Below are 12,726 nucleotides of genomic sequence, written 5' to 3'. Positions count from 1 at the left end.
GGGGGTTGGCCTTTTTTGTTGTTAGATAAATGTATTAAGAGGGGGAAGAATTGTGACTGCGAGTGGTAAAACAAAAAGAGAAAAGCGCAATATTGGCTTAGGTTGGCGGATTGTTTTTGGTTTAATTATCGGTATTATTTTAGGTGTTATTTTCTTTCAAAATAAAGTAGCCATTACAGCTATGCAAAATATCGGGACAATGTTTATTGGTTTAATTCAAATGATTGTGTTACCAATTGTTGTTTCAAGTTTGACGGTGGGCATTGCTAAAATGGGTGATATGCGTAAACTAGGTCGTGTTGGATTGAAAACACTGATTTACTTTGAGATATTGTCAACCATTGCCATTATTCTAGGAATGATTGCTGGAAATGTCTTTGAACCAGGAGCACATGTTGACATCCACCATCTTCAAGCCACAAATATCAGTAGTTATTTGGCGACCGCTAAGTCAGCGGGCACAGGTAGCGTTTGGACAACGATTATGGATATTGTTCCAACTAATTTCTTTGCGTCGCTAGCAGATAGTAAGATGTTACAAGTTATTTTGTTCTCTGTTTTTTTTGGTTTAGGAACAGCAGCAATTGGTCAAAAAGGGCAAATTATTATTGATTTGTTGGATGCAGTGGCAGAGGTTATGTTTAAGGTAACTAATTGGGTGATGCAGTTAGCACCAATTGGTGTTGGTGCGCTAATCGGAGCGACAGTTGCCCAGATGGGGTTGAAATCACTCGAGTCATTGGGTTACTTTATTTTTGTTGCTTATTTAACGATGCTAATTTTCATGGTAGTTATTTTAGGTTTCGTGTTGCGCTTTTATCATGTGAATGTTTTTAATTTATTTAAAGTCTTAAGAGAAGAAATTATTTTGGCCTTTACAACTGCTTCATCAGAAGCAACTTTACCTCGAATTGTTTCTAAAATGGAAAAATTTGGGGTTAGTCAGGGAGTTGTCTCATTTGTGGTGCCAACAGGTTATACGTTTAATTTAGATGGTTCAGCAATTTATCAAGCAATTGGTGCACTATTTATGGCACAAGCGTACAATATTCATTTATCGCTAACGCAACAAATAACGTTGTTAGTTGTATTGATGATTACTTCTAAGGGAATGGCTGGTGTTCCTGGCGCATCGTTTGTGGTGTTACTAGCAACTGTTTCGTCGATTGGTGTACCAGCCCAAGGACTTGCTTTTATTGCGGGTGTTGATCGGTTAGTTGATATGGGACGAACAGTCGTTAATGTTGTTGGTAATTCAACGGCATCCATCGTTATTGCAAAATCTGAAAAAGATTTTGACGATAAGAAAAATATCGCGTATTTGGCAAAATTAAATGATTAAATAGACATAACAGCCACGTATTGACAGTATGGATTATCAATGCGTGGCTGTTATGTAATGATTAATTTTAAAAAATTAGCAAAATTATTTTTCTATCTGGAATATTACGATTTTTTGTGTGATAATAGAAAAATGATTTTGGTTTAGATAGGAGGCAGATGTTGTGACAACGGCACGGATACGTGAGTATAGTATGAAGGCGATTGTGTTTATATTAGCCGCCGTCTTAGTAGCTATTTCAATGAATAACTTTTTCATTCCTAACAACATCTTTTCAGGTGGATTCAATGGTGTGGCGCAACTGATTAGCTTGTTTTTTGATTCTGTTTTTGGCCTGCATGTTGAAGTTGGTGCGATTATTATGGCAACGAATATTCCGTTGGCGATTGCTGGTTGGATATATGCCGGACGAGAGTTTACAATCTTGTCTTTCTTGAATAATTTCGCCGCTTCATTTATGCAAATTGTTTTGCCCAAAACGTCACTAGTGACACATGAACCAATTTTAGCAGGGCTTTTTGGTGGTTTGCTATTGGGAATATCAATTGGCTTAACGTTCAAAATGGGCTTTTCGACAGGTGGTATGGATATAGTTGCCATGATCGTCCAGAAGACAACTGGCAAGTCAATTGGGACGATCAATATGATTATTAATGTTTTCATCGTTGTTGTTGCGGGTGCTTTTATTGGTTGGCAAAATGCGATGTATACGATTATTGGTATCTATGCAACTTCAGTATCTGTGGACGCTATTCATACACGTCATCAAAAGTTAACAGCATTTATTGTGACAAATCATCCTGATGAAGTGATTAAAGCCCTACAGGAAGCATTAATTCGTGGTATCACAGTTTTACCATCGCGAGGTGCTTTTACGCAGGAACCAAATACAACATTAATGATGGTATTGTCACGTTATGAATTAACTGAAATGCAAAATTTAGTTAAGTCCGTTGATGTTAATGCATTTATTAATATTGTTAGTACAGTGGAAGTTTCTAATAATTTTTGGAATGAAGATTTACAATCACAAATTCGACGTGAACGTACAGCAGCAAAGGCACAAATTACAGATGCGTTGAATATCAGTGAAGAAGCTGATAAGATTGACTTAGACAAATAAGAAAGTTAACGAGGAATAATAAAATGCCATTGGTTCATATTGATTTAGTTGCAGGCCGTAGTGATGAGCAGTTGAGAGCAATGATGACAGACGTGACGACTGCCATTGAAAAACATATCGGTGTACCACGAGAGAATGTTAAAGTTGTCGTCAATGAAATGCAACCAAATCGTTTTATGGATGGTGGCGTTTTGCGTTCTGAGAAATAATTTCGTACAATGGAAGATGGAACAGATAATGTTTCATCTTTTTTTTATCTTAATTAATGAGGGGCGCAATCATCGTTTGATTGTGAAAAAATAATAGTAGGAGCGATAAAGATAGATGGTTGAGCAATACATAATGGCGCTGGATCAAGGCACAACAAGCACGCGCGCAATGTTGTTTGATAAAGCGGGGCAGGTAATTGCCACAGCACAAAAAGAGTTACCGCAGATTTTTAACAAACCAGGTTGGGTCGAGCATGATGCAAACACGATTTGGGAAGATGCACGTCAAGTCATTGCAGAAGTCGTCATTAAGGCAAATATACCGCCTTATAAAGTAGCTAGTATCGGTTTGACTAATCAGCGTGAAACGACAATCATCTGGGATCGCTTGACTGGAGAGCCAATCGCACCAGCGGTTGTTTGGCAATCTAAACAAAGTGATCATATCGCAGAAGATTTAAAAGCAGCAGGGTTAACTAATTATATCTATGATAAAACTGGTTTATGGGTCGATGCCTATTTTTCAGCAACGAAAATTATGTGGTTACTGGATAATGTACCTGGTGCACGAGAACGTGCAGAACAAGGAGATTTATTATTTGGAACTGTGGACACCTGGTTATTATATAAGTTAACAAATGGGCAAGTGCACGCAACAGACTACTCAAATGCATCACGAACGATGTTGTTTAATATTCATACAAAGCAATGGGATCACGACTTATTAGATAAATTCCATATTCCAGAAACAATGTTGCCAGATGTTCGAGATTCATCAGGTATATTTGGTTATACAGCAGATTATGCTTTTTTTGGTATTCAAGTACCAATTGCTGGTATTGCGGGTGATCAGCAGGCAGCGTTAATTGGACATAAAGCTTTTAATCAGGGCGATGTAAAAAATACATATGGCACGGGATCATTTATTGTCATGAATACGGGTCAAGATATACCCGTTTCAAAAAATGGCCTTTTAACAACAATTGCATATAGTATCAATGGTCAAGTAACTTACGCCTTTGAGGGTTCAGTTTTTATTGCCGGAGCAGCCATTCAGTGGTTACGAGATGGTTTACAACTAATTAAAAATGCAAAAGAAACAGCAGCGTTGGCAACTATTGCTCGTGAGCAACATCCGGAACCTATTTATCTGGTGCCCGCCTTTACTGGTTTAGGTGCTCCTTATTGGGATCAAAATGCCAGAGGTGCAATGTTTGGACTGACGAGAGCAACAAGTAAGGGTGATTTTGTACGCGCAACGTTGGAGTCCATCGCATATCAAACGCGAGACGTTCTTGATGCCATGCAGGATGATACGGGCATTGAAGTGAAAAATTTGGTTATTGATGGTGGCGTTGCAGCAAATGATTACTTACATCAATTCCAGGCAGATTTAATTAATAAGCCAGTTAAGCGACCAGAACAATTGGAAACAACGGCTTTAGGGGCGGCTTATTTAGCCGGGTTAGGTGTTGGTTTTTGGGAAGATATCGCTCATTTACCAGAAAACAGCCATCTTGAATTGAAATCACCAATGGGTGACCAACAAAAACAGATTCAAGAATCGTATCAAGGTTGGCAACGAGCAGTCAAGGCGACAAGACTATTTCCAGTAAATTAAACTGAATCGTAGGAAATAATATGGTTTATCATGCAAATTTTGATTTTCTTCGAAATTTGCTTTTTTTAAATATAAAAAAAAGAACATACGTTCCCCTAAAAAATAAAAGAAATTTAAGGTATGATATAAATGTTAAATAAAGTTTAAATATAGGCTGGTGTTTGGGTATTTAAATTTTGGTTAACAATCAGAATTTGGAAGGAGTTGTGCCTATGGGAGAGGTTTCAACGAAGGTAATTGCTACTGGCATTGTAGGTGCATTGGGCGTTGTTGCTACAACTCAAGTACCAGTAGTACAAGCAACTGTCAGAGATGCAGTTAATGTATCCCCTGATTCAGCGCATGTCACCCATTTAGATAGTATTGCAACATTTGTTAAAGAAGTGACAAATGGTCAAAAATCGAATCAAATAACCACAAAATCAGATGTTATTCGAGAAAAAAGGACCAAAAAATCAGCTTTACTAACAGTTAAGACTGTGAAAACACAAGTAAAAAAGGCAAATATTGATTTAAACGTGGTCGCTTCTCAAGCGATGGCTAATGCGTTAGTTTCATCTAGTCAACAAGAACAGACAAACTCATATTATGATGATTCTGAAACGGATGCATCAACAACACCAGCCGAAGATGCCGTTGTTTCAGAAGCTAACAGTGCAAGCTCACAGTCTGATGCGACAAGTGTTTATACTATTCAAGATGGTGACACTTTAGCAAAAGTTGCGGCAGCGAATGGTGTTTCTATTGCTGATTTACAAGCGGCGAACCCAGATGCTGATACAAATATGTTGCAAATTGGACAGTCACTTTATGTACCGAATGGTGAGGCAACTTATAATAATAGTACGACATCTGTTTCGGGAGCTGCACAGGATGGTACGACGACGGCGTCTGCTACAAATAATACTGTTGCCACACAAACAACGGAAGATGCGACACAATTTGTACAACAATCTGTTGAGAACACCGCAACAGTTGCAAAATCAGCTGTATTTCATGCTCAATCGCCAGTAACGAAGCAACAACTTGCGACGACTGCATCAGCAACAAATGATGCAACGAGAGCAACAACTATGACAAATGGAGATGTTGTACTAAGTGCTTTACCATCTTCTGATGTTATGCAAAATCGGGCATCAACGGTAACAAATAACACGGCGAATAGTGCTGAGACGACTAATTTACATAAATCTCAGACAACGGCATTGACACAAACTCAACGAAACGCGATTGTGACCGCAGCTACCAGATACGCATCACAAAATATTCCGTATGTATGGGGTGGTAAATCACTATCAGGGCTAGATTGTTCTGGGCTAGTTGCACAAGCCTATCATGCGGCTGGCGTGACGATTCCTGCCTATACGATTGCTGAAGAAGCCTATATGACAACACATGATGTGCAAAGTAATGCAGACATTGTTGCCACAGCACAGCCAGGTGACTTACTTTTCTGGGGTGGTCATGGTGCGACATGGCAAGTTGCGGTTTATATTGGTAATGGTCAATATGTTATTGCTTCTGAACCAGGGCAGCAAGTTCAGATTGCTAATCTCGATAATACGACTGTATTGCCTAATTTTATTGGATCATACAGTATATCATTTTAATCTACAAAAAAGGGATTTCAGTTAAAAGCTGAAACCCTTTTTATGTTTATTTAGATAAAGTTGCTAAGCGTGCATCGATTTGGTCTAAAACAATTTTTTGACTATTTTTATTTTCAAGATCATAGGTTTGTAAATCAATTTTCATTTTTGGTGAAGCATTATACTCTTCATACCACTTTTGATAAGCAGACCACATTTTGAAATAATATTGACGTAATTCAGCGTTATCTTCAAATTGTTCATAATCACGACCACGTTTTTTAATACGATAAAGAATTGTGTCAAAATCTGCGTCAGCAAACACCATGAGATCTGGGCGGCCTTTTTTCATTGTTTGAATTTCTGACATCATATTTTTCAATAATGTCATGTAAACATTTAATTCAGCATCTGAAATATTACCTTCGCGGTGATTTTCTTGTGTAAATAGAGCGTCTTCATAAATTGAACGATCTAGAACGTTATTGTCATCTGATAAAGCTTTCTTTATCATAGCAAAACGTTTATTTAAAAAGTAAATTTGTAGCAAAAATCCGTATTGTTTAGGATCTGCATAATATAGTGGCAACACAGGATTTTCACCAACGGGTTCGAAAAAGGCTTGTGTTTTAAGGTGCTTTGCAATTAAATCAGTTAGTGTGGTTTTCCCAACACCGATCATACCAGCTGTGATAATCACCATGGTAGTCCTTCTTCCTTCAGGATTATATTTTCTCCAAATACTCATCTTATTAAGTACATGAGTGAGCTTATCAGCTGATAACTATATTAGCCAATATAATAAATAAATTCAACGTCTTGACAAAATAAAAAGAACGTACTTGTTCAGTTAAATGTTGATACAAGAGCGTTCTTAAAATAAATTAATTTCTATTATGTGATTAGTTTACGTGATGAATAATTTGATGTTGTTCAACAGGAACTAATGCTTTTTTTCATTTAATGCATCACGAATTTCTTGTAGTACGACTAATTCTGTTTCAGGCGCAATGTCTTCCTCTTCTTCGCTCTTTTTAGTGAGCGATTGTGCTTTACGAATAGCTTTGATAATTAGGAATACGGCAAAACTTGTTAGAATGAAAGTGATCAATGTGCCAATAAATGATCCTATTTTAATGTTGGCTGAGCCCACATGCCAAACAATATTTGAAAATGAAATTGAACCAGTAATAATACCTATTAGCGGCATGATGAGATCGTTAACAACGGACTTAACAACAGTTTGGAAAGCAGCACCCATAATGAACGCAACTGCTAAATCCATCACGTTACCCCGCATAATGAAATCACGAAATTCATTTATAAAACTACGCATATACTATCTCCTTTATTATTATTGTAATAAATATGACATAGCAAGTTGATTAAGTCAAAATATAAGTGAGTGATAATAGGAATTTTTAAACAAAATTTGCTGTCTGGCAGATAATTATTAGTTACATCATTTTTTTGAACATATTTCTGTTAAAATATAGGAAATACATGCGAGAGAAAGAGAGAGTTATGAGTTATAAAATGCTAGTATCTGATTTAGATGAAACATTTCTAAATGATGACGGTACAATTCATCCAGAAAATATCCGTGCCATACAACAGGCAGTCGCAAAAGGGTTTAAATTTGTACCAAATACTGGTCGATCATTTGAATCAGTGCAACAAATGTTAAAAGCGTTAAATTTATTTGATAAGCAAGGTCAATATGTTATTTCATATAATGGTGCGGCCATTATTGAAAATAAGAATAATCAAGTTTTGATGACTCAAAATATGCCAACGTCTTTAGCCAAAAAAATATTTCGGGCAGGTTATTTAAATCATCAGGTCGACGTTCACATTTATACAGTAGATAAATTATTTATTTACGATATTAATGAATCAGATAAAACATATATGGCAACACGAGGTGTTCATTATGAAAAAATCATAGATGATGATTTATCATTTTTAGATGCTGAGCAGCCGATTATGAAAGTAATTTTTGAAAGTGCTAATAAAAAAATGCGTGAGCAAATTTATGATGCTGTTATCACTGCGGTTGGAGTAGATAGTGTTGAAGCAACTTATTCATCAGGTCGATATGTTGAATTTAATCTGAAAGGTGTTGATAAAGGCTCTGCAACACGATTACTTGGTCAAAAATTAGGTATTCAGCCATCTGAAATTATTGCGGCTGGTGATAATAATAATGATTTAAAAATGATTAATGCCGTTGGCCTAGGTGTTAGTGTTGCTAATGGCATTCCAATGATAAAGGATGCTGCAAAATTTATCACAACACGGACAAATAATGAAGGTGCTATTGCAGAAATATTAGATCGATTTGTATTGGAGGGTGAATCATAGTATGCGTTTTGCTATCCAAATTGGGGCGAGTGTTATTGTCGTTATCGTATTTGTTGGTTTTGTGTGGTTTGCTAAAGTGGCAAAATGGCCAATATGGGTCATTGGTTTGGGATTATTCATAATGTTTATTCTTGCAACGATATTGATGACAGTACTAGCATTAGCTTTGCAACCAAAAGATCGAGAGGACGAAGATGAAGAAGATTGAACAAATTGGGACGCTGATGGTAGGGGCAATTTGGTTGGTTGTTGGTGTTATACTTGATTTTTTGATTCAGTTAGGCAGTACGTATAGTAAGCAAGGTGTTGTCAATGGGTTACATCTTAGTAAAAATAGTCCGATTGGTATTGTTGTGATGTTAGTGGTTATTGTTATTTTAACAGTGATAACTGTATGTATATTAGGCTATGCTGTTAAAAAAAAATCACCTAAAACGGCATTACATCCATTTCGTGCTAATAAGGTCGCTTGGATTGGCTATGGCTATGCCATGATTATTGGCGCAGGAATGGTAACAGTTATTTTACAATTACTTATTACGCATCAGCAGATTACTGCAAATAATCAAGCCTCATTAGAAGAAATGGCACGTAAGGGTGGCGCTGCTTTAATTTTTGTTATTGTTTTAGCTGTATTTGTTGCCCCCTTAGTTGAGGAATTGATTTTTCGTGGCATTGTATTGAATTACTTTTTTAAAGATGGTCCATGGTGGTTAAATGTGATAATTTCCGGTGTCTTGTTCGGTTATTTCCATGTCTTTCAAGACTTCCAAATATTTGCTTTTATTCAGTATTCATTGATGGGAATTTCTTTAGCCATTGTATATAAGAAAACCAAACAGATTCAATATTCTATGGCAACACATATGTTAAATAATAGTATTGCTGCGATTGGTTTAATTAGTATCGCTTTAGGAGCATAAAAAATTTTTCCTTTTAGTATATTTTTTAGTTAATAAAGCTATAATAGACATATAGATGTTATGGCATACGACTGTAAACGGGGGATATTCGAATGACAGAGTACTTACATGAAACTTTTGGCTCACGAGCCGTATTGCAAAATGTTAGAAATCAAAATTTAGATCGTGAATTGTTATTAATGCGTGATGATTCTGACCAACAAAAATATGAATTGTTAGAAAAAACTTCCAGCAAGACATCTATCTTTGCTGTGCCAACAAGTTATGAAATTATTTCTAGCCATGGTGAGACAGATGAATTACGTGGTTGGATGAGTTTTACATTCATTACGTTGAATGACTTAGAAAGAGATAACTTTTTGCGACGTTACAATGCAAGCCGTTTAGACGTTGAAACACCTGGATTTATTAGTTCATATGTTTTACAAAGAACCAATAACAGTCATGAATTAGTTATCTTATCAACATGGCGGTTAAAGCAAAATTGGACCGATTGGCAAGTTTCTGACGATTTTCCAATGCATCGCTATGAAAACAGTCAGTACAATTTACACAGAAAGCAATTGAGTTTTGCAGCTTTCTCAAAACAAAATGTTTAAATTAGCTACCCAATCGCATTAATTTCTGATATAGTGAATTATGTTGTGAGTGGGTATGCCATCGTGGCGGAACTGGCAGACGCGCACCGTTCAGGTCGGTGTGAGATTAATCTCGTGCAGGTTCGATTCCTGTCGATGGCACTCTGGACAAATTTAATAATTTGTTATAAACCCTATTATATCGGCTTAAATCGTTGGTATGATAGGGTTTGTTGTTGTTTACAGAAAGTCTATTTTTTTAACCATAAAATACCACCATTTCGTAAATGATTTACTACGTATTTACTACGTCAAAGTTATAATTTTTCTAGTAAATCAACTGATTTATTTTCCTCTTCATTCTTCAAATTATCTAACATGTGTGTATAAACTCTCAACGTCATAGCAACTGATTTATGACCAAGTCTTGCAGAAACATATTGAACATCAACACCATGCGAAAGTAACCAACTTGCATGTGTGTGTCGTAGTCCATGAAAGGTAATCATTTTAGGTGATTTAATTGTTTGTAAAGCCACTTTTAAACGTTTATTTACGGCTGCATTAGTAATTGTCTCGGCATACCAAAAACGAAGTCTGTCGCTCTTTTTGGGCGTTTCCAAGCAATATATTGTTTAATGAGTGAAATAGGGATAGATATTTTTCTATTTGACGATTGTGTTTTAGTTTTTTTAACTATTCCTTCAACCTGTTCCCAAGCCTTGTTAATATGAATGTACGTACACTTCTAGTTTGCCAGTGGGGTGTGCGTGTTTTAAATAAAAAAAGAAGCCAAGTAGCAACAGCTTCTTGACTTCCAATTTAATAACCCGAATGTGATACCATCGCATCAAGCGAACGGTCTAACCATCCTTTCCTTAAACGTAAGGCTACTTATTTTCAAGTTGAAAGTCAATTAATTGATATAAAATAATGAAAAGCAATGCAATAAAGCCGATTATTCCAAATAAAAACATGATAACTACCTCTTTATTTAAGAATGTTACTTTCAAAGTAATTAAGAGCAGCAATAATTGTTACAAATATTAATTTGTAAAATACGCTTTAAACTCTTAGTGTGAATTATTATAAAACGTATGTACACTATCCTAATGGATAGTTTTAAATATATTATTAGTAATACACAAATTATAGGACTTTTTCGGCAAGCAAACGTTGAACATCTGTTAAAGCTTCGCCTTTTCTGAATTCTAACTTTTCAGAAGGCTCAGCTTGCCCAGAAATCCAAATCTTAATTTCGCCATCCAAATCAAGATGTCCAGCAGTTTCAATTGAAAACTTAGAAATTGAATGATAAATTACTGATTTGTATTCAACCTTAGTAGCAGTGATGCCTTGTTTATCAACAATGATAAGTCGCTTGTCAGTAAAAATAACCAAATCACGTACAAGTTTATATGAATGTTCGACCACTTCATCAGTAATAAGTAGTGGTTCAATTTCTGAACGGACACTTTCATTTGAAACCTTAGTGGCATTACCTAATAATCCGTTAAGTAGTTCCATTGCATTGCTCCTCAAGCTTTTAACGTGAATCCTGTCTGCACGTAATATATATGTAACTAAAATGAGGAAAAGCTGCTCTATATTCATTATCCTAAAAATATAAATCTGATTCTTTGGGGTTTGATATCGTAATGGCTTGGCCTGATGTATTTTCAATATTAACTTGATCCACAATTATTTTACATGATTTTGTAAAAGAAACTGAACTCATATTGTTTGAAATGAAGTTTTCAATGTTTATTTTAGTCCATCTATTTGGATGAACATTCTGATTAATGAAAGAAACTTTTAATTTTGGTTTTGAATTTAGATACTGATGATACTGGATTAATAACCCGGTCAAACAAATAATATCCCCAATTGTGGCAATGATGAAAGTAAATATAAGAAATAACAGCTCTATTAATCAGATTAGTAAACAAAAAATAATTATTCAATATTATTATATCTAAAAATAAAATAAGTCAGGAGGTTACTCATAACAGCAACAACAATTGAAGAACAAAGAAAACAGCTCAACAAAAAAGATAAGAAACGAATACTAGATGAACTTTATGATTGAGATAAGTTAACACAAAATACGTTTCTTCAAGGAAACATTTTTGTAAAACAGAGGAAGAATGAATTCAGACATCGATTGTAATCCTTACCATTATTGACCGCTCAGCAGACTCAATTGTAAGCATTATGTCGTGTAAGAGTCGGGTTTCATTACGAACCTCCTTTCAAATTTGTAGGGTATAATTGCAAAGTTCACAAATTATATCAAGAAAAAAGGAAAATCATGACAGACACCGAAAAGCTCTAAAAATCTTTTATTTTGCGTTTGTAGCACTTTTGTAGCATTTACGACGAATGTTCAAATAATTATAATGAATAAAATTAAAAAACTATCACTTAACATGAGGGTTTGGTACTATTAAATTAATAGATAAATGGAGGAAATTAGATGGGACAAAAGCATCTTGAAAAAGGTTACAATATTTTGTTAGGTGTTGGTATGCTTGCTTTGGGAATTATTATGTTTGGCTTTTTTATCAAAGATTTGTGGATTTTAATACAGATGGTTTGGCAGGCAGACCTTGCAAAAAATTTTTATCGAATTGCACGATTGATTTTAGAAACTTTTTTGTTTTTTGAATTTATTGTCTTAACGCAAGAGTATTTTTTGCAGAAACATATTTCTCTGCAAAATTTTATGTATATTGGTATTACGGCCATGTTACGAAATTTGTTAGTATATCACGATGACACGATGGGGATATTGATTCAATCTATTTCGATTGCCATCATGATACTGGTACTTATTGCTTATAGATGGTCGCGTCGTTATTTAGCAGATTTACAGCACAAAGAAGCGAGGGAAGAAGTTATCTTTGCTGAAAATCATCAATCTAAATCTGAAGATAACTAGATAGCAGTATTTATAATTTGATTCTTTTATCAAAAT

General features: G+C 35.3%; 14 protein-coding genes and 1 tRNA gene. 11 read left to right on the top strand and 4 right to left on the bottom strand.

Going from position 1 to position 12,726, the window contains the following annotated elements:
* The first annotated feature begins 52 nt into the window (after positions 1-52).
* From AC3B5D_RS05275 to AC3B5D_RS05255, 5 genes are all read left to right on the top strand, one after another.
* Positions 53-1,342 carry a dicarboxylate/amino acid:cation symporter gene (locus AC3B5D_RS05275; RefSeq protein ID WP_489841049.1) on the top strand — a complete coding sequence of 430 codons (1,290 nt, stop codon included), beginning with the start codon at positions 53-55 and terminating at the stop codon, positions 1,340-1,342.
* Positions 1,343-1,505: 163 nt separating this feature from the next.
* The gene (locus AC3B5D_RS05270; protein WP_489841050.1) at positions 1,506-2,465 is read left to right on the top strand and encodes a YitT family protein; all 960 of its coding nucleotides are present in this window, start codon (positions 1,506-1,508) and stop codon (positions 2,463-2,465) included.
* Complete coding sequence (thmT, locus tag AC3B5D_RS05265; protein WP_489841190.1) at positions 2,462-2,674, top strand: 2-hydroxymuconate tautomerase; 213 nt, start codon at positions 2,462-2,464, stop codon at positions 2,672-2,674. The genes AC3B5D_RS05270 and thmT overlap by 4 nt, the downstream gene beginning before the upstream one ends.
* A 115-nt stretch (positions 2,675-2,789) precedes the next feature.
* Complete coding sequence (gene glpK / locus AC3B5D_RS05260) at positions 2,790-4,295, top strand: glycerol kinase GlpK (protein WP_489841051.1); 1,506 nt, start codon at positions 2,790-2,792, stop codon at positions 4,293-4,295.
* Positions 4,296-4,507: 212 nt separating this feature from the next.
* Positions 4,508-5,905, top strand: a complete 1,398-nt coding sequence (locus AC3B5D_RS05255) for a C40 family peptidase (protein ID WP_489841052.1) — start codon at positions 4,508-4,510, stop codon at positions 5,903-5,905.
* A gap of 46 nt (positions 5,906-5,951) precedes the next feature.
* Here AC3B5D_RS05255 and AC3B5D_RS05250 read toward each other — a convergent pair whose 3' ends face one another.
* The gene (locus tag AC3B5D_RS05250) at positions 5,952-6,587 is read right to left on the bottom strand and encodes a deoxynucleoside kinase (protein WP_489841053.1); all 636 of its coding nucleotides are present in this window, start codon (positions 6,585-6,587) and stop codon (positions 5,952-5,954) included.
* Positions 6,588-6,827: 240 nt separating this feature from the next.
* Positions 6,828-7,220 (bottom strand): large conductance mechanosensitive channel protein MscL, encoded by a 393-nt coding sequence (gene mscL / locus AC3B5D_RS05245; RefSeq protein WP_489841054.1) that lies wholly within the window; start codon positions 7,218-7,220, stop codon positions 6,828-6,830.
* A 188-nt stretch (positions 7,221-7,408) separates the two neighbouring features.
* Here mscL and AC3B5D_RS05240 point away from each other — a divergent pair, with 188 nt between their 5' ends.
* From AC3B5D_RS05240 to AC3B5D_RS05220, 5 genes are all read left to right on the top strand, one after another.
* On the top strand, positions 7,409-8,248 hold the full coding sequence (locus AC3B5D_RS05240) for a Cof-type HAD-IIB family hydrolase (protein WP_489841055.1): 840 nt from the start codon (positions 7,409-7,411) through the stop codon (positions 8,246-8,248).
* A 1-nt stretch (position 8,249) separates the two neighbouring features.
* The gene (locus AC3B5D_RS05235) at positions 8,250-8,456 is read left to right on the top strand and encodes a hypothetical protein (RefSeq protein ID WP_489841056.1); all 207 of its coding nucleotides are present in this window, start codon (positions 8,250-8,252) and stop codon (positions 8,454-8,456) included.
* Positions 8,443-9,171, top strand: coding sequence for a CPBP family intramembrane glutamic endopeptidase (locus tag AC3B5D_RS05230; RefSeq protein ID WP_489841057.1), 729 nt, complete (start codon positions 8,443-8,445; stop codon positions 9,169-9,171). Before AC3B5D_RS05235 ends, AC3B5D_RS05230 begins: the two co-directional genes overlap by 14 nt.
* Positions 9,172-9,263: 92 nt before the next feature.
* A complete protein-coding gene (locus AC3B5D_RS05225; protein WP_489841058.1) occupies positions 9,264-9,770 on the top strand; it encodes an antibiotic biosynthesis monooxygenase family protein in 507 nt (168 codons plus the stop codon).
* A 57-nt stretch (positions 9,771-9,827) separates the two neighbouring features.
* Positions 9,828-9,911 (top strand) — tRNA-Leu (locus AC3B5D_RS05220).
* A 155-nt stretch (positions 9,912-10,066) separates the two neighbouring features.
* On the opposite strand, the gene AC3B5D_RS05215 is transcribed toward AC3B5D_RS05220, so the two are convergent.
* Entirely contained in the window at positions 10,067-10,372 is a 306-nt protein-coding gene (locus AC3B5D_RS05215) for a tyrosine-type recombinase/integrase (protein ID WP_489841059.1), read from the bottom strand.
* A gap of 526 nt (positions 10,373-10,898) precedes the next feature.
* Entirely contained in the window at positions 10,899-11,276 is a 378-nt protein-coding gene (locus tag AC3B5D_RS05210) for a PH domain-containing protein (protein WP_489841060.1), read from the bottom strand.
* A gap of 949 nt (positions 11,277-12,225) precedes the next feature.
* On the opposite strand from AC3B5D_RS05210, the gene AC3B5D_RS05205 reads away from it, so the two are divergent.
* Complete coding sequence (locus AC3B5D_RS05205) at positions 12,226-12,690, top strand: phosphate-starvation-inducible PsiE family protein (protein WP_489841061.1); 465 nt, start codon at positions 12,226-12,228, stop codon at positions 12,688-12,690.
* Positions 12,691-12,726 lie beyond the last annotated feature (36 nt).

This window comes from Weissella sp. ESL1177, assembly GCF_058107185.1.
This window is presented reverse-complemented; position numbering and strand designations above follow the sequence as displayed.

Coding starts and splice junctions, on each gene's coding strand:
- AC3B5D_RS05230 (WP_489841057.1), top strand. CDS start 8,443: ATGAAGAAGATTGAACAAATTGGGACGCTGATGGTAGGGGCAATTTGG.
- AC3B5D_RS05240 (WP_489841055.1), top strand. CDS start 7,409: ATGAGTTATAAAATGCTAGTATCTGATTTAGATGAAACATTTCTAAAT.
- glpK (WP_489841051.1), top strand. CDS start 2,790: ATGGTTGAGCAATACATAATGGCGCTGGATCAAGGCACAACAAGCACG.
- mscL (WP_489841054.1), bottom strand. CDS start 7,220: ATGCGTAGTTTTATAAATGAATTTCGTGATTTCATTATGCGGGGTAAC.
- AC3B5D_RS05250 (WP_489841053.1), bottom strand. CDS start 6,587: ATGGTGATTATCACAGCTGGTATGATCGGTGTTGGGAAAACCACACTA.
- AC3B5D_RS05255 (WP_489841052.1), top strand. CDS start 4,508: ATGGGAGAGGTTTCAACGAAGGTAATTGCTACTGGCATTGTAGGTGCA.
- AC3B5D_RS05210 (WP_489841060.1), bottom strand. CDS start 11,276: ATGGAACTACTTAACGGATTATTAGGTAATGCCACTAAGGTTTCAAAT.
- AC3B5D_RS05205 (WP_489841061.1), top strand. CDS start 12,226: ATGGGACAAAAGCATCTTGAAAAAGGTTACAATATTTTGTTAGGTGTT.
- AC3B5D_RS05235 (WP_489841056.1), top strand. CDS start 8,250: ATGCGTTTTGCTATCCAAATTGGGGCGAGTGTTATTGTCGTTATCGTA.
- AC3B5D_RS05225 (WP_489841058.1), top strand. CDS start 9,264: ATGACAGAGTACTTACATGAAACTTTTGGCTCACGAGCCGTATTGCAA.